Genomic DNA, 17716 nt, shown 5'->3' with positions numbered 1-17716 from the left:
TGTGGCCTTAATCGGGGCGGATATGTTCGCGCAGGGCTTGCAGAATCTCGGCGATGGCGATGCCGTCCGCTTCCGCTTCGAAGTTGCGCAGCACGCGGTGGGCCAGCACCGGCAGCAGCATCTCGGCGATGTCTTCACGCGTAACGGCCAGCCGCTGGTGCATCAGCGCGCGTGCCTTGGCAGCCAGTACCAGCGCCTGTCCGGCACGGGGGCCAGCACCCCAGCCCACATGCTTCTGCACGGCCGGCACGGTACTCAGTGCAGGACGGGTAGCGCGGATCAGCCGGGTAGCATAGGCCAGCAGATGGTCACCGATCTCGATATCGCGCACCAGCTGCTGCAAGCGCAGCAGGGTCGCTACATCCATCACCGGCTCAGCATCGCGCAGGCCGGTATGAGTGGTGGCCGACACCATGGCGATTTCTTCCGCCTCGGTCGGATAGCCCACATCGATGCGCAGCAGGAAGCGATCCAGCTGTGCTTCCGGCAGCGGATAAGTACCGGCCTGCTCGATGGGGTTCTGGGTCGCCAGCACGAAGAAGGGTTTGGGCAGACGGTGGGTGCGGCCTGCAAACGTGACGCTGCGCTCCTGCATGGCTTCCAGCAGTGCCGACTGGGTCTTGGGCGGAGCGCGATTGATCTCGTCGGCCAGCAGCACCTGGGTGAACACCGGGCCCTGCTGGAAGCGGAACTCGCGCTTGCCCGTTGCATGGTCTTCTTCCAGTATCTCGGTGCCGACGATATCGGACGGCATCAGATCAGGCGTGAACTGCACGCGATGGAAGTCCATATCGGTCGCCTGCGACAGCGATTTCACCAGCAGCGTTTTGCCCAGCCCCGGCACGCCTTCCACCAGAGCGTGGCCGCCAGCCAGCAGACAGATGATGAGCGCATCGATCACGTTTTCCTGACCGATGATCACGCGCGCCATGCTGGCCTTGAGCCCCGTGACCTTGGCACACAGCGCTCCGATTTCATTTTCGCTCCAGGCGACGGCACCTTCGGCCTGCATCAATGTAGACAAAATCAAGCTCCCAACGCGTATTGAATGATGTTGACGGCAAAGCGGGTGTTATCGATCGCCAGCCAGCGTTTGTTGCGGAAGTCGTAATCCCACTCGCAACCGTAGTCCTTGTTACTGTACAAAAGCCGCACGCGGCCACCGAATTCCACTGCCTTCAGATAGTCGTGCACCAGATCGTCACCCCAGCCGTTCAGCTCCACGCTGGTATTCGGCGGCCCGTCGAAGTGGAAAAAGCTCGAATACACGGGATGGTTGTTGGGTATCTTGTGCAGGGCTTTCGCCCCGAAGATACGGGCGATCTCGGCCTCGAACGATTTGGCGAACAGGCCATCGATATCGTGGTTGCAGTCATCCACGAACAGGAAGCCGCCACCACGGATATAGCGCTCCAGATTGCGCCGTTCGGCCGGCGTGAACTGCACCAGCTTGTGGCCGGCGAAATAGCAGAACGGCGCTTCCAGCATCTTCGGGTCGGACAGCGCAACGATGCGCTCAACGGGATCCACCCGCAGGGTCGTGTATTCGACCAGCGAGTTGAGCACATTGCTCGGCATGCGGATGTCCACATCCCAGTCGCCCGACTCGTAAGTCAGGCGGGTGAAATAGAAATCGTAACTGGCCACACTACTTCCCGTGCTGCCTCAGACGGCGTCCGACAGCGAGGTGAAATTAAAGTCGCGCACCTTCATCGGCGGAATCAGCATCTGGAAGCGCACTTCGTCACCGCCTATCACCACCGGCTTGCCCAGCTCCTCGATATTGTTCAGCATCGATACGGGGCTCTCGTTGAAGCGGAAGTTCTTGATCGGGTGCTTGATCTTGCCATTCTCGATGTAGAAGGTGCCGTCGCGGGTCAGGCCTGTCAGCAGCAGCGATTGCGGATCGACCATGCGGATATACCAGGTGCGCGTCACCAGTACGCCCTTCTTGGTATTGGCGATCAGCTCTTCCGTGGACTTGCCGCCACCGGCCATGATCATATTGCCATGACGGCCAAACGCCTGCTGCCCCTGTTTGGCAGCCCAGAAGCGGGTGTAGTCGAGCGAGGCAATCTGGCCGCCCTTGATGACGTCCGTACGGTGGCGCGCCAGCATGGTTGCATTGTCCCATGGCAGCACCGGCACTTCCGTGTTCCACGGATCGGCCCAGACATTCACCTGTTCATCGAACAGCTTTTCACCGAGACGGTTGCCGCCGCCCTTCTTCGACAGGAAGCTGCGTCCTTCATCGGCCTGACGTGCATCGAAGGCGCCGAACATGCGACCTATGATTTCCGAGGTGGCAGCCGGTTCCAGTATCACCGTGTAGCGGCCCGGCTCCAGCGCCTTGGCTTCCACCGAGCGCAAGGCTTTTTCTATTGCGATTTCCGATGCTTCACGCGCATCAAACCGGCGCGCATCGGTGGCCGAACGGGTAGCCCAGCCCGAACCGCGTCCATCTTCGGTGCGGGTGGTGACGGTGAAATCCAGATCGCTGTAGCTCTGATGGCCAAACACGCCATTCGAATTGGCGATAGTGGCAAAGCCCGTGGTATCGACAAAAAATCCTGCCGCCACCAGGCCCTGCTTGCGGCAGGCGTTGATGCTGGTCGCAGCCACTTCGGCGCGGTATTCGGGATCAATGGCTGCGGTAGCGTCGCTGAAGGTGGCGCTAGCCTTGTAATCCTGCTGACTGATGGCAGGCAGGAACTCGGGATTTTCCGGTGCCAGCCGCGCTACATCCTCGGCACGGCGCACCGCCTTTTCCAGCGACTTGTCATCGAACTCGTTGATCGACGCCGTGCCCTGACGCTTGCCAAAAGCGACGCTGACGGTGAGCTGGGTATTTTCCACCAGCCCGGCCGTCGATACGCTGTTGCGCGCATAGCGGACATTGCCCTGACGGCTGCCATTCATCTGCACACGGCATTCGTCAGCGTGTGAAAAACCGATCACCTTGTCGCAGATACGCTTGGTTTCTTCCTGAGTGAGGATCTTCATGGCTTATCCTATTTTGCGGGCAGTGTTAATGACGTTGATACCATTGAAACGTGTGGTAGGTGAACCATGCGATACGGCGCTGACCTGACTAGGCTGGCCCTTGCCGTCGAAGAAGGAGCCGCCCATACGCCAGTCGCGTTCGTCGCACAGGGCAGAGCAGGCATTCCAGAATTCCTGCGTGTTCGACTGATAGGCCACGTCTTCGATAGGGTTGGTGATCTTGCCGTTCTTGATTTCGAAATACAGCTGGCCGCCAAACTGGAAGTTGTAGCGCTGCTGGTCTATCGAATACGAACCGCGGCCAAGGATGTAGATACCCTTCTTGACGTCCTTGACCATTTCGTCCGGCGTCAGCTTCTGCTTGCCCGCTTCCAGCGACACGTTAGGCATGCGCTGGAACTGCACGCTGCTCCAGCTATCGGCGTACGAACAGCCATGCGATTCCTTCTCGCCGATGATGGCGGCCTGGTCGCGCGTGGCCTGATAGTTGACCAGGATGCCATTGCGGATAAGGTCCCAGCGCTTGGACGCCACACCTTCGTCGTCGTAACCCACGCAACCCAGCGAGCCGGGGGTGGTTTTGTCAGCGACGAAGTTGACGATGTCGGAGCCGTACTTGAAATTCTTGGCACGCCATTTATCGAGCGTAGCGAAGCTGGTGCCAGCGTAGTTAGCTTCGTAGCCCAGCACGCGATCGAGCTCGGTGGCGTGGCCGACCGACTCATGGATGGTCAGGAACAGGTGTTCCGGCGACAGCACCAGATCGTATTTGCCCGGCTCGACGGATTTGGCGCTCAGTTTTTCGCGCGCCTGACGGCCCGCCGCACGGGCATCCTCGATCAGATCGTAAGCGCCCTTGTACAGCGTGGTAACACCACCGGCAGCGGCAACCTTGTTGGCCGGCTTGGCATCGAAGAATTCATAGCCCATGCTGGCCGGCGAAGACAGGCCGTCACGGGTACGGAAACGGTTGGTGGTCTTATCGACGGCCGTTGCCGTCAATGGCGACCACAGACGATGGATGTCCTGATCGATGTAGGAGCCATCGGTGGAAGCAAAATACTTCTGCTGATTTACCTGGAACAGATTGGCCGCCATGAAGCTGGCTCCCGCTTCCAGACCGGCCTTGTTGGCCGCGATCAGCATCTCGGCTTTTTCCTTGATGGGCACCGTACGCCAGTCCTTCTTGAATGGCGTGGCCCAGGCCACTTCGCCTACGCCTTTGACAGGTGCCAGCACCACAGGCTCGCTCTGCAGCCTGGCATTGGCGCGGGCAATCGCCACCGCCTGACGTGCTGCGGCCACCACCGAGTCGGGCGTCATCACATTGGTCGAGCAGAAGCCGTAGGCTCCGTTGGCGATGACGCGCACGCCGACACCGGATGATTCCGTGTTGACGATGTTTTCCACGTTCAGATCGCGCGTGGTCAGGAACTGGTTCAGGTAGCGGCCTATGCGTACGTCGCAATAACTGGCACCGGCCTGCGTGGCGGCGTTCATGGCCGCATCGGCCAGCGCTTTCTTGTACTGCACCGCCATGGGGTTGAGCAGCTCTTCCGCGGCGATGGCATGGCCAAACACCGGAATCAGCAGGCTACCGCCAGCGGCAGCGCCTATCTTGAGAAATGAACGTCGTTCCACAATAACTCCCTGAAATGAAAACAGGGCCGGAATAGCTTCCGGCCCCGGTAACTACCTGACCTTAAACGGCATCCGACAGCGAGGTGAAGTTGAAGTCACGTACCTTCATGGCCGGAATCAACAGCTGGAACTGCGACTCGTCACCCGACAGGATTTCCGGCCGGCCCAGCTCTTCGATGTTGTTCAGCATCGTGACCGGGCTTTCGTTGAAGCGGAAGTTCTTGATCGGGTGCTTGATCTTGCCGTTCTCGATGTAGAACGTACCATCGCGGGTCAGACCGGTCAGCAGCACCGATTGCGGATCGACCATACGGATATACCAGGTACGGGTGACCAGTACACCCTTCTTGGTATTGGCGATCAGCTCTTCGGTCGATTTGCTGGTACCGGCCATGATGATGTTGCCGGGCGTGCCCACCGCGCGCTTGCCCTGCTTCTTGGCCCAGTAGGTCGAGTAGCCCAGATTGGCCACTTTACCGCCCTTGATGATGTCCTGACGTTCGCGCGCCAGCAGGCTGCCGCCATCCCACGGCAGCACGGCCACGTCCTTATCCCACGGATCGGACCAGACATTCACCTGCTCGTCGAACAGCTTCTCGCCCAGACGGTTGCCGCCGCCTTTCTTGGACAGGAAGCTGCGGCCTTCGTCGGCCTGGCGCGCATCGAATCCGGAGAACATAAAGCCCAGCAGGTCCGAGGTCGCAGCCGGCTCCAGAATCACCGTGTAGCGGCCCGGCTCCAGTGCCTTGGCATCTACCGAGCGCAGAGCTTTTTCGATCGCCACATTCGATGCTTCGCGCGCATCGAACTTGTTGACGTCGCCCACGCTGCGCTTGGCCCAGCCCGAACCACGGCCATCTTCGGTACGCACGGTCACGGTGAAATCCAGCCCGGTATCGCGCTGGAAGCCGAACACGCCTTTCGAGTTGGCCACGGCATTGAAGGTGGCGTTATCGCTGAAGAAACCGGCTGCTACCAGCTTGTTCTTCTTGCTGTTCTCGATGCTGTAGGCTGCCACCTGCGCACGGAACTCCGGATCGATGTCGGCGGTCTTCTGGAAGTAGGTATCGCTGGCACGGAATACCTGCTTGTCCGGGGTCGGCATGAATTCCGGATTCTCCGGAGCCAGCCTGGCCAGATCTTCCGCGCGGCGCACGGCTTTTTCCAGCGACTTGTCATCGAACTCGTTAATCGTCGCCGTGCCCTGCTTTTTGCCGAAGGCGACCGATACCACCAGCTGGGTATCTTCGATCAGACCGGCCGTGGATACGGCATTGCGCGCATAACGGATATTGCCCTTGCGGCTACCGTTGATGTTCACTTCGCACTGGTCAGCCGTGGAGTAGGACAGCACCTTGTCGCAAATCTGTTTTGCTTCGTCTTGACTCAAATTCTTCATCTCGTGATCTCCAGGGCTTAGCCGATTTTGCGTGCGGTGTTAATGACGTTGATGCCGTTGAAGCGCGTGGTACTTGCGCCATGCGACACCACCGAAACCTGCGACGGCTGTCCCTTACCATCGAAGAAGGAACCGCCCATGCGCCAGTCGCGCTCGTCGCAGATGCCCACGCAGGCATTCCAGAACTCCTGGGTATTCGATTGATAGGCCACGTCTTCCAGCATCTGACCGATCTTGCCGTCCTTGATTTCGTAGAACAGCTGGCCGCCAAACTGGAAGTTGTAGCGCTGCTGGTCGATCGAGAAAGAGCCGTCGCCGACGATGTAAATGCCCTTCTTGACGTCCTTGATCATTTCGTCCGGCGTCAGCTTCTTCTTGCCGGCTGCCAGCGAGACGTTAGGCATACGCTGGAACTGCACGCTGCTCCAGTTATCGGCGTACGAGCAGCCGTGCGACTCTTTCTCGCCGATGATGTGGGCCTGATCGCGCGTGGCCTGATAGTTGACCAGAATGCCGTCCTTGATGATGTCCCAGCGCTTGCATTTGACGCCTTCATCGTCGTAGCCCACATTGCCGAGCGAGCCCGGGGTGGTCTTGTCGGCCACGATGTTGACGTGCTCCGAACCATATTTGAACGTCTTGGTCTGCCATTTATCGAGTGTGGCGAAGCTGGTACCGGCGTAGTTGGCTTCGTAGCCGAGCACGCGATCGAGTTCGGTCGGGTGGCCGACGGATTCGTGGATGGTCAGCCACAGGTGTTCCGGCGACAGCACCAGATCGTATTTGCCCGGCTCGACGGATTTGGCCGTCAGCTTGGCCTTGGCCTGCTTGCCGGCCGCACGCGCATCTTCGATCAGATCGTAGGACTTGGTGTACAGCGTGGTCACGCCGCCGGCCGCCTTGATCTTGTGTTCGGGACGCGCGTCGAGGTATTCATAGCCCATGCCGACCGGTGCCGACAGGCCCTGGCGCGAGCGGAACTTGTTGGTCTTCTGGTCGACGGCGGTAGCGAAGACGGGCATCCACAGGCGATGCATATCCTGATCGATGTAGGAACCATCGGTGGAAGCGAAGTACTTCTGCTGGTTCACCTGGAACAGCAGCGACTGCATGAAGTTGGCGCCACCTTCCATGCCGGCCTTGTTGGCCGCGATCAGCAGCTCGGCCTTTTCCTTGATAGGTACGGTACGCCAGTCCTTGACGATAGGCGTGGCCCATGTCACTTCGCCCACGCCTTTGACAGGCGCCAGTATCAGCGGCTCGGTCTGCAGTTTGGCATTGGCCTTGGCGATCGCCACGGCCTGACGGGCGGCAGCGGCCACGCCGTCGGCACTCATGTCGTTGGTCGCAGCAAAGCCGTAGGCGCCACCGGCGATCACGCGGATGCCGACACCGGCCGATTCCGTGTTGACCACGTTTTCCACGTTCAGGTCACGGGTGGTGATGAACTGGTTCAGATAGCGCCCTACCCGCACGTCGCAGTAGGAGGCGCCGGCCTGGGTTGCCGCCGTCATCGCGGTATCGGCCAGCATCTTCTTGAATTGCAGGGCGACTGGCTTGAGCAGATCTTCTGCCGCAATCGCGCGGCCGAAGGCGGGCAACAGCATGGTGCCCAGCGCCAGACTACTTATATTGAGGAATGCACGTCGTTCCATCGTATCTCCAGAGTGTCACAACTAGGTTGGGAAGACTGGCCTGCTGGCCACGGCTAGAGTTTTGCTCCGCCGTTTTCTACGTTCTACTGCACCTGACATATCCACCGCTAAAATGGCCGGTAATGCAATCTTAGCGCCAGATTAAGCTACGGTACAGGCAAAATATATGCCATCGATTGCAGCACGCAATCTGTCGCTGCCAGCGCCTGAAACCGGCCATTTCGGCCGCAGCGGTGTCCGCAAACTGTCCGCCCAGTGTCCGCACTGTGTCCGCCGGAATACCCCGATCACCCTCGTGGTATTTGCTTGACCTTACGACAAGCTTGGCCGATCATCGCGCTGGACGCGCTGCGGCGTGTTACCCGATACTGCAACCCGAGGAGATTTCGTATGAAACGTTCCATCCTGTCGGCACTGGCAGGCACGCTGCTAGTCTGCGCTGCCGCTGGCGCCACCGCTGCAGAAGATGCGGCACTCAAGGCAGCCATTGCCGCCCCATCGCGCACGCCGGAAAACGTCGCACGCGACGTCTACCGCCATCCCTACGAAACGCTGAACTTCTTCGGCATCCAGCCCGGCATGACGGTGGTGGAACTGGCCCCCGGCGGCGGCTGGTACACGGAGATACTGGCACCGTATCTGCGCGAACGGGGCAAGCTGATCGCGGCCGGCCCTGATCTGGCGGCGCCCGGCGAAGCCGAGCGCAAATCGGCCGAGCGTTTTCTGGCCCGCCTGAACACCAGACCCGAGGTGTACAACAAGGTCGCACTGGGCGTGTTCGTCCCGTCGCGCGGCGCCTATGCGTTTGCACCGGCCGGCAGCGTGGACATGGTGCTGACCTTCCGTAACATCCACAACTGGATGCCGACCGGCCCGGATAATCTGAAAGCGCTGTTCGGCAGCGTCTACACCAGCCTGAAAAAAGGCGGTGTGTTCGGCGTCGTCGAGCACCGACTGCCCGACAGCAAAATGCAGGACGCCAGCGCCAGCAGCGGCTATATGCACGAGAAGTATGTGATCAGTCTGGCCGAAGCGGCCGGCTTCAGGCTGGCCGCCAAGTCGGAAGTCAACGCCAATCCGAAAGATATGGCCGACCACAAAGGCGGTGTGTGGGCGCTGCCACCGACCTATACCAACAAGGATGAGGACCGCGCCAAGTATCAGGCCATAGGCGAGAGCGACCGCATGACCCTGAAGTTCGTCAAACCTTAAAGCAGCAAACGGGCGGCGCTGGCGGCTTATGCCGCCGGCCCGCCTGTCAGCAATCCCTCTTCAGCCGGCTGCTTCCTGCGGCCTTACCCCGCTGTTCATCATGGCGGCAAGTTCGCTGCCAGAGACCACGTTCTGCACATTCAGCAGCAGCACGAACCGTCCCTGCACTTTGCCTATACCCTGCAGCATTTCAGCGCGTACCTGCGCACCGAAAGTGGGCGGCGCTTCGATATCGGCTGCGCTGATATCGAGCACGGCATTCACCGCATCGACCAGGATGCCGATGACAAACGGCCCCGCTTCGCTGCCCACCTCCACCACGATGATGCAGGTGCGTTTGCTGATGGCGCCCGGCGGGCGTTCGAGCCGGCGCGCCAGATCCAGCACCGGCACGGCGGTGCCGCGCAGATTGATCACGCCGCTAATACAGGGCGGCATCTGCGGCACCGGCGTCACGCCCAGATACTCGAGTATCTCGCGCACCGCCAGTATGCCGATGGCGAACATGTCCTGCCCCAGCATGAAGCTCAGGTACTGGGCCGAGCCGGCCGCCACTACGGGCTGCGCCGGCGCTAGCGTCAGGCTGCTCATGGCGGCCCCGCTCAGAACTTGACGAAGTGCGACTCGTCAGGCTCGCTCATTTCCGCCATACGCCGGCTGCTGCCCATGCCGCCGTTACGGGCCGACGGTTTGCCGGGCCGGTGCACCACGGCTGGCCGTACGCTGCGCGTGCCACCGGCCAGCTTGAAGAAGGACATGGTCTGCTGCAGCTGCTCGGCCTGCGAGCTCATTTCCTCGGCCGTTGCGGCCAGCTCCTCTGAGCTGGAGGCGTTCTGCTGGGTGGTCTGGCTCAGTTGCGTCACGGCCGAATTAATCTGGCCCACACCGGCCGATTGCTCTTCCGAAGCGGCCGTGATTTCCTGCACCAGATTCGAAGTGCGGCGGATATTCGGCACCATTTCATCGAGCAGACGGCCCGCCTTCTCGGCCAGTTCCACGCTGCTCGATGCCACCTGTTCGATTTCCTGCGCCGCCACCTGGCTGCGTTCTGCCAGCTTGCGTACTTCCGCCGCCACCACGGCAAAGCCCTTGCCATGTTCACCCGCACGGGCAGCCTCGATGGCGGCATTCAGTGCCAGCAGATTGGTCTGGTAGGCGATATCGTCGATGATGCTGATTTTCTTGGCGATCTGCTGCATCGCCGCCACGGTGGATTTCACGGCCTCGCCGCCTTCGGCCGCTTCCACTGCCGCCTTGCTGGCGATACCATCGGTAACGCGGGCATTCTCGGTGTTCTGCGAAATCGATGCCGTCATCTGCTCGACCGAGGCACTGGTTTCTTCCGTGCCGGCCGCCTGTTCGCTGGCCGCCTGCGACAGCGACTGGGCGGTGGCGCTGACTTCCTCGGAAGCGCTGGCCAGCGCTTCGGCGCCGTTGTTGACTTCATTCACCACGTGCGACAGCTTCTCTATCATGCCCTTCATCGCCGCCAGCAGGCTGGTGGTGTCACCGTTTTTCAGCTCCACATCGGCACTCAGGTCACCATCGGCCACCTGACGCACGATGTCGGCCGCATACGATGGGTCGCCACCGAGCTGCTTCATGATGCCGTTCAGGATCAGCAGGCCTACGACCACCAGCAAGGCCAGCGAAACGCCGCTGGCGATGTACATCAGGTTACGGGCCCGCTCCGATGCCTGTTCGGCATTTTTCACCGCATCTTCGCCATACCCGACGTTGAGCGCCACCAGCTTGTCCAGACTTTCCGTGGCGGCATGGAAGAACGGGCGGTTCTCGGCCAGCGTCTTGTGCAGCTGTTCGAACAACTCCTTGCGTTTGGCCGGTTCGCTACGCACGATCTGTGCTGCCAGCTCATTGACGATGGTATCGCGAGCTTTCCAGGCTTCCCACTGCTTGACGAACACGGTCCAGATCTTGGCTTCTTCCGGCTCCTGCGGCAAAGGATCATAGACCTTCCATGCCTTGTCAATTTCAGCATAGATCTCCTGCTTGCGCTTGATCTCATGCGTGAGACTGGCGACTTCTTCCGGATACAGCGCAGTGGAGTCCATGGCACGGCTGGAGGAACGAATGGCGGTCTTGCCCTCATTGATCACCTGCAGTGCTCTCACTGACGGCATGCGGTTCTTGCCTATTTCATCGAGCATCAGGGCATCCTGCTTCAGGCCATTAAATGCAAGTAGCACCACCACCACCAGTGCCAGCACGGCGATCGTCAGCAGCGCGATCAATTTCGTCCGAACCGTTAAAGTCGAAAACATAGTGATTCCCCTCTGAGTTGAAACCGATTGATTTTTTTCTACCTCTGTTCCGCCAGCGCTTTCAAACGGCGCCGGTCATGCTTGATCCATCCCACCAGATCCTGCGCCGGCATCGGTCTGGCCAGCAGATAACCCTGCGCCATATCGCATCCCAGCTTGCCCAACAACTGCCAGTCTTCCAATAACTCCACTCCTTCGGCCACGGTGGCCACGTTCAGGCTGCGCGCCAGATCCAGCGCACCCTTCAGCACACCCAGCCGGTTGGGCCACTGCGCTGCGCCATTGACGAAGGCGCGGTCGATTTTCAGTTCCGTGAACGGGCAGCGGGCAAACTGCTGCATGGACGAATAGCCGATGCCGAAATCGTCCATCGCCAGCCCGTAGCCCATCAGGCGCAAGCGCCCCATATTCGTCAGCGCCTGCGACAGCTGGCGCATCACCGCCGTCTCCGTCACCTCCCACACCAGCGACGAGGTGGGTACGCCGGACGCCTCCACCAGCTCCGTCATGCGGTCGATAAAGCTGCGCTCGGCCAGATTGTCGGCCGACAGATTGATCGCCACCGTCAGCGGCGGCAAGCCTGCATGCTTCCATTCCGTCAGCCGTTCCAGCACCTGCTCCACGATCAGCAGCGTAAAGTCGGCCATCAGCGGCGTGCCTTCCAGCGCCTCGATGAAGTGCAGCGGCGCCAGCACGCCACGCTCGGGATGCTGCCAGCGCGCCAGTGCTTCCAGGCCGCGCAGATGGCCATTGGCGATGGCGATCTTGGGCTGGAAATAGGGCACGAACTGCTTCTGCGCGATGGCCTGCTTCAGCACATCGATGCAGGGCCGGTCCGGCTGGGCACAGGCCGGACGGGGCTCGGCCTTATTGCCGGCGCGGGCCAGCAGCATGCCCAGCGCATCGAGCTGCACGGGTTTCAGCAGAGTGCCCAGCAGGTCGATATGGCCTTCCTCGAAGCTCATACTTTCGATAATTTCCAGTAGCCGGGGATCGCGTGCACTGACCACAATCAGATGGCGGGCCAGACAGCGCTCGCGCAGCTGGCAGGTCAGTTCGATGCCGTCCATGCCCGGCATTTCCAGATCGGTCAGCACCAGAAAGGTGCCGAACTCGCCAAAGCGCTCCAGCATCTGCAAGGCTTCGTTACCATCACCCGCCTCCAGAATCTCGCCGAATTCGAGCTGGCGCAACAGCCCGGCCAGATAGCCGCGCTGCACCGTGCTGTCTTCCACCACCAGCACACGCTGGCCTACCCACGCCCGTGCCGGCGGCGGGTCTTCCAGTGCAGTGGTGCTGGTGGTCTGGTTCATCAAGAATCCCATCAATACGATAGTTGCTGCAAAATTTCACGATAGATCAGGTTGAGCGGCATCGACTTCTCCACCGCCCCGCGCTTGACGGCTTCCTTGGGCATGCCGTACACCACACAGCTCGCCTCATCCTGCGCCACCGTGTGCGCACCGGCCTTGAGCATTTCCAGCAGACCGGCCGCGCCGTCATCGCCCATGCCCGTCATGATCACCCCCAGTGCATTGGCCCCGGCCGCGCGTGCCGCCGATCGGAACAGCACATCCACCGAAGGCCGGTGGCGGTTCACCAGCGGCCCGTCCACCACTTCGACAAAATACTGCGCCCCCGTGCGGCGCAACAGCATATGCTTGCCACCCGGCGCGATCAGCACCTGCCCCTGCAGCACCCGGTCGTTATTCGCCGCCTCCTTGACCCGCACCTGACACACGCTATCGAGCCGCGCCGCAAACGCTGCCGTGAATTTCTCCGGCATGTGCTGCACCACCACGATGCCGGGCGCCACCCGCGGCAAAGCCGTCAGCACTTCTTCCAGCGCCTGCGTGCCGCCCGTCGATGTGCCGATGGCGACGACCCGCTCGGTGGTGGTGGTCATGGGGCGGCTATCGAGCGGCGGCAGCACCGCATCGGCATTCAGCTTGGCCGTGACGGGCGGCGGTGCCGGACGGTTAATCAGCTTGCCCACGCGCGCACCGGCCGCTGCCCGCACGGCCGAAATCAGTTCATCGGCGCTGTCATGCAAAAACTGCTTGAGGTCCAGCCGAGGCTTGGTGATGATGGCCACCGCACCGGCGCTGAGCGCTTCCACCGACGTCTGCGCGCCTTTTTCCGTCAGGGTGGAACAGATCACCACCGGCGTCGGCCGCTCGGCCATGATCTTGCGCAGGAAGGTAATGCCGTCCATCTTGGGCATTTCCACATCGAGTACGATCACATCGGGCCACTGCACTTTCATGCGGTCGATGGCCAGCAGCGGATTGGCCACCGCATAGCTGACATGGATGCCGGGCGCGTCGTTCAGCAGGCCGCTCAGCACCTGCCGCATCACCGCCGAATCATCCACGATCATCACATTGATTCCGTTCATAGCCGTCCTTTTCTGGTCTGCTTGCCCCCCACCAGCGCCAGCTCCGGCGCCACCTGCCGGCTCAGCACCTCGCCCGTACGGATGGTGAATATCAGCTGCCGGTGGCCTAGGCCGAACAGGCTTTCCGACACCAGCGGTATGCCGTGCTCGCGCAGGCAGTCGCGCGCAAAATCGCCGTTCTGGGCGCCGATATCGGGCGCCTTGCTATTCCCCGGGAACATGGCGCCGCCACCGAAGATCTTGCCCTGGCACTGGATCAGCGGCACGCCATGCTGGGCCAGCCCGTCGCACATCAGTTCCATCGCGTCTGCGCCATAGATGCCGGGCTGGCTGTGGGCACGGCGACGGCCATGGCCGGGCAGCTGGAAGTGCGACATGGCACCGATGCGCAGCAGCGGGTGCCACAGCGTGACGGACACGCAGGAGCCCAGCAAAGTGCGCACCCGATACTGTTCGTCGCCGACGAACACATCGCCGGGCATCAGAAAAATATCGATCACTTTGGTAGCGGACATGGTATTCATGGCTTGCGATAGATGGACGGGGCCACCGCCTGCAGCGTGTCGTTGATATCGTTCAGGGTTTCCGAATGGCCGATCAGCAGGTAGCCGCCCGGGCGCAGGTGCATAAGCAGACGTGCCACCAGTTGCCGCTTGGTCTCCAGATTAAAATAGATCATCACATTGCGCAGGAAGATCACATCGAAGCTACCGAGTTTGGGCAGGTGCTGGTTCAGGTTCAGATGCATGAACTGCACGCGCTGGCGCAAGGCTTTTGCCACCAGCATGGTGCCGGCTTCCTTGCCCTGCCCTTTCAGGCAGAAACGCCGCAGCAGATCGACAGGGATGCCGCTGGCCCGCTCCATCGCATAGTGGCCGAGCCGGGCCCGCTCCAGTACCCGTGTGCTGATGTCGGTACCCAGCACTTCCCATGCGCCATCGCCCAGCACATCGGCCAGTACCATGGCGATGCTGTACGGTTCCTCGCCGGTGGAGCTGGCGGCACTCCAGACCCGCATGCCGCGCCGTGCCACGCGCGCCTGTTCGGCCAGTTCGCGCAGCAGGGCAAAGTGCTTGGGTTCGCGGAAAAAATAGGTCTCGTTGGTGGTCAGCAGATCGACGGCAATCTGCAGCTCGCGGCTATGATCGCGGTTCTCCAGCATGCGCAGATAATCGCCATAGCTTTTCAGCTGGTGGTGCGCCAGCCGCTTGGCCAGCCGGCCGCTGACCAGTGCCTGTTTGCCATTGGCCATGGAGATCCCCGCCGCATCGTAGATGAAGCGCTGGAACTGCGTGAACTCCTTATCGGTCAGGGCCACCACCGCCATGTGTGCCGCTCCTCAGGACAGATGCGTGGCCACGCTGCCACGCGTAAGCTCGATGATTTCTTCGCTCGACAGCACGTGCGGGATGTCGAGCAGGATCACGAACCTGCCGTTGTACTTGCCAATGCCGGCGATGAAGTCAGGCCGGATGCGGGTGCCGAAGCTGGGTGCCGCTTCGATGTCGCCGGCGGCGATTTCCACCACGGCGTTGACGGCATCGACCAGCATGCCCAGCACCTGTTTGTCTTCGTCCTCGCCGCCTGCCACTTCGACGATGACGATGCAGCTGCGCTTGCCGATCACACTGGGTGCGCGGCCAAAACGGGCCGACAGGTCCAGCACGGGCACCACGGCGCCGCGCAGATTGATCACGCCGCGCACGCAGGGCGGCATCATGGGCACCGTAGCCAGGCTGCCGTACTCGATAATCTCCTTGATGTGCAGGATGCCGATGGCGTACTGCTCGTCGCCCAGCATAAAGGTCAGGAACTGGCTAGGCAGGGCCGCGCCGGACTGCAGCGCCACGATGGCACTGCTGCCGTAGGTGACCGCCTGCGGGGCGGGATCGGGCATAGCTGGAATCACATCGGTATTCATGGTTTCCTTTCCGGCTTCAGGCGGCCAGTATCGCCGTGCCCTTGCCGCTGACGGACTGCATCAGCGCTGCCACATCGAGGATCAGCGCCACTTCGCCGCTCCCCAGTATGGTCGAGCCGCTAATGCAGCGCACTTCGCTGAACAGCGGGCTGAGTGGCTTGATCACGGTCTGGAATTCGCCCAGCAGGGTATCGACCACCAGACCGGCGCGCTGGTTGCCCAGCTTGAGCACTACGATGCTTTCGCGCCGCGTCGCTGCACCGCCTAGCCGGAACAGCTCGCGCAGCCGCACGAAGGGCAGCACCTGCCCGCGCAGATTGCAGTAATCCTGCCCCGGCTCGGTAGCGTATTCGATGCACTCTTCTATCATGTCGAGCGGGATCACGAACACCGAGCTGCCCACCTGTACCAGGAAGCCGTCGATGATGGCCAGCGTGAGCGGCAGGCGCACGGTCACGGTGGTGCCCTTGCCTTCTTCGCTGCTGATGTCGACACTGCCACGCAGGGCCTGGATATTGCGCTTGACCACATCCATGCCCACGCCGCGGCCAGACAGGTTGGTGATCTTTTCCGCCGTCGAGAAACCCGCTTCGAAAATCAGGTTGTAGATTTCGCTGTCGGACAGCTTGCGCTCGGGATCGATCAGGCCCCGCTCTATGGCCTTGGCCAGTATCCTGTCCTTGCGCAGGCCACCGCCATCGTCGCTGACCTGGATCACGATGCTGCCCGATTCATGGAAGGCATTCAGCTTGATCATGCCCTTGGCCGGCTTGCCATTGGCCAGCCGCTGGCCGGCCGCTTCGATGCCGTGGTCCATGGCATTGCGCACCAGATGCAGCAGCGGGTCACCGATTTTTTCCACCACCGTCTTATCGAGTTCGGTGTCTTCGCCATCGACGATCAGGCCGATATCCTTGCCCAGTTCGCGCGCCACATCATGCACCACACGCTGGAAGCGGTTGAAGGTGGCGCCTATTTTCACCATGCGCAGTTCCAGCGCAGCGTCGCGTACTTCTTCCACCAGCCCCGATAAGGCCGACGTGCATTCCTGCAGTTCGCTGTTGTGCAGATGCTGGCCCACCATGCTGGTGCGGGCACCGGCAATAATCAGCTCGCCCACCAGATCGATCAGCCTATCGAGCTTGTCGGAATCGACGCGGATCGAACGGCTTTCCTGTGCCTTCTGCTCGCTCACCTGGCGCTGCTTGGCCAGCGCCGCTTCCACCACCACGGGCGGCACGTTGCCGCCATCGACCAGTATGCTGCCCAGTTGCTGGGGCGCCTCTGCTTCGCTGCGTTCCGATTGCTGCTGCAGGGCGCCGGCCAGTTCCTGCGCCGTCACGCTGCCACAGCGCACCAGTATTTCGCCTAGCCGCGCGCCCTGCTCGGGCAGGGCGCGGATCAGATCGACGTAGTGCGATACCTTGCTATGCGGCGGGATGATGCGGATCTCGGCATCGTCCTGCACGAACTCGAACACGCCGGCGATGGCTTCACGATCGGCATTGCTGTCGAAGGCGATTTCAAAACCGAGGTAGCACTGTTCGGCATCCATGTCATCGGCCGGCGGCATGGCATCGGGCACGGTGGCTATGCCGACGATACGTCCCAGCTTGGTCAGATAGCGCAGAAAGGCTATCGGGTCCATACCGTTCTGTAGCACTTCGCGCCCGAAGCGCAGCGAGATATGCCAGTAGTCGCTGTGGCCGGGCTCCTGATCGATGCGCTCCACGCCCGGCTCGGCCGGCAGCACCAGCGCCGCTTCGCCCGCGCCTTCCGCCGTCTCGCCATCCATGTGGCGGCGCAGCTGGGCCAGCAGCATTTCGCCCTGCGGCGCCATATCGGGATCGGCATCGAGCCGGCCCGCTGCCAGCGCATCGGTCAGCTCGGACAAGTAGTCACAGCAGGACAGCAGCAGCACGATCATCTCGTCATTGAGCGCCACCGTGCCATCGCGCACGCCATCGAGCAGGCTTTCCACCACATGGGTGAAGGCGACGATGTGATCGAGGCTGAACAGGCCGGCCGAACCCTTGATGGTATGGGCGGCACGGAAAATCGCATTGATCGCTTCGCTCTGATCGCCGGCCAGATCGACGTTGAGCAGCGCGTTCTCCATTTCCTCCAGCAGCTCGCGGCTCTCGGTGATAAACGTCTGTAGTGCTTCATCCAGATTCATGGCATGCCCTCGGTACGGATGGAACG

15 protein-coding genes are annotated in these 17716 nt (G+C 61.4%); 1 reads left to right on the top strand and 14 read right to left on the bottom strand.

The annotated features are described in order from the left end of the window. Positions 1–7: 7 nt before the first annotated feature. The 6 genes from GTP23_RS15765 to GTP23_RS15740 form a co-directional block, all read right to left on the bottom strand. Positions 8–1012 carry an AAA family ATPase gene (locus tag GTP23_RS15765; RefSeq protein ID WP_161036238.1) on the bottom strand — a complete coding sequence of 335 codons (1005 nt, stop codon included), beginning with the start codon at positions 1010–1012 and terminating at the stop codon, positions 8–10. Positions 1013–1026: 14 nt separating this feature from the next. Next, the gene (locus GTP23_RS15760) at positions 1027–1647 is read right to left on the bottom strand and encodes a DUF4159 domain-containing protein (RefSeq protein ID WP_161036014.1); all 621 of its coding nucleotides are present in this window, start codon (positions 1645–1647) and stop codon (positions 1027–1029) included. Positions 1648–1665: 18 nt separating this feature from the next. Continuing rightward, entirely contained in the window at positions 1666–3003 is a 1338-nt protein-coding gene (locus GTP23_RS15755; protein WP_161036013.1) for a TldD/PmbA family protein, read from the bottom strand. A gap of 3 nt (positions 3004–3006) precedes the next feature. After that, positions 3007–4644 carry a TldD/PmbA family protein gene (locus GTP23_RS15750; RefSeq protein ID WP_161036012.1) on the bottom strand — a complete coding sequence of 546 codons (1638 nt, stop codon included), beginning with the start codon at positions 4642–4644 and terminating at the stop codon, positions 3007–3009. Between the two features lie 61 nt (positions 4645–4705). Continuing rightward, complete coding sequence (locus GTP23_RS15745) at positions 4706–6043, bottom strand: TldD/PmbA family protein (protein WP_161036011.1); 1338 nt, start codon at positions 6041–6043, stop codon at positions 4706–4708. A gap of 17 nt (positions 6044–6060) precedes the next feature. Next, positions 6061–7698 (bottom strand): TldD/PmbA family protein, encoded by a 1638-nt coding sequence (locus tag GTP23_RS15740; protein WP_161036010.1) that lies wholly within the window; start codon positions 7696–7698, stop codon positions 6061–6063. A gap of 390 nt (positions 7699–8088) precedes the next feature. On the opposite strand from GTP23_RS15740, the gene GTP23_RS15735 reads away from it, so the two are divergent. Further along, positions 8089–8910: a class I SAM-dependent methyltransferase gene (locus GTP23_RS15735; protein WP_161036009.1), complete on the top strand. Its 822-nt coding sequence runs from the start codon at positions 8089–8091 to the stop codon at positions 8908–8910. Positions 8911–8970: 60 nt separating this feature from the next. Here GTP23_RS15735 and GTP23_RS15730 read toward each other — a convergent pair whose 3' ends face one another. The 8 genes from GTP23_RS15730 to GTP23_RS15695 are packed head-to-tail and all read right to left on the bottom strand — an operon-like array spanning position 8971 to position 17690. Then, a complete protein-coding gene (locus GTP23_RS15730) occupies positions 8971–9501 on the bottom strand; it encodes a chemotaxis protein CheW (protein WP_161036008.1) in 531 nt (176 codons plus the stop codon). Between the two features lie 11 nt (positions 9502–9512). Further along, complete coding sequence (locus GTP23_RS15725) at positions 9513–11192, bottom strand: HAMP domain-containing methyl-accepting chemotaxis protein (protein WP_161036007.1); 1680 nt, start codon at positions 11190–11192, stop codon at positions 9513–9515. 38 nt (positions 11193–11230) lie between these two features. Continuing rightward, the gene (locus tag GTP23_RS15720; protein WP_161036006.1) at positions 11231–12505 is read right to left on the bottom strand and encodes an EAL domain-containing response regulator; all 1275 of its coding nucleotides are present in this window, start codon (positions 12503–12505) and stop codon (positions 11231–11233) included. Between the two features lie 11 nt (positions 12506–12516). After that, entirely contained in the window at positions 12517–13590 is a 1074-nt protein-coding gene (locus GTP23_RS15715) for a protein-glutamate methylesterase/protein-glutamine glutaminase (protein ID WP_161036005.1), read from the bottom strand. Continuing rightward, positions 13587–14105, bottom strand: coding sequence for a chemotaxis protein CheD (locus GTP23_RS15710; RefSeq protein ID WP_161036004.1), 519 nt, complete (start codon positions 14103–14105; stop codon positions 13587–13589). The genes GTP23_RS15715 and GTP23_RS15710 overlap by 4 nt, the downstream gene beginning before the upstream one ends. Positions 14106–14110: 5 nt before the next feature. Continuing rightward, complete coding sequence (locus GTP23_RS15705; protein ID WP_161036003.1) at positions 14111–14917, bottom strand: CheR family methyltransferase; 807 nt, start codon at positions 14915–14917, stop codon at positions 14111–14113. A gap of 12 nt (positions 14918–14929) precedes the next feature. Further along, on the bottom strand, positions 14930–15511 hold the full coding sequence (locus GTP23_RS15700; RefSeq protein ID WP_229256118.1) for a chemotaxis protein CheW: 582 nt from the start codon (positions 15509–15511) through the stop codon (positions 14930–14932). 16 nt (positions 15512–15527) lie between these two features. Beyond that, on the bottom strand, positions 15528–17690 hold the full coding sequence (locus tag GTP23_RS15695; RefSeq protein ID WP_161036002.1) for a chemotaxis protein CheA: 2163 nt from the start codon (positions 17688–17690) through the stop codon (positions 15528–15530). Between the last annotated feature and the right edge of the window lie 26 nt (positions 17691–17716).

This window comes from Duganella fentianensis, assembly GCF_009857835.1.
Lineage (GTDB): Bacteria > Pseudomonadota > Gammaproteobacteria > Burkholderiales > Burkholderiaceae_D > Rugamonas > Rugamonas fentianensis.
The sequence above is the reverse complement of the archived record's forward strand: the minus strand, read 5'-3'. Positions and strand labels throughout refer to the sequence as shown.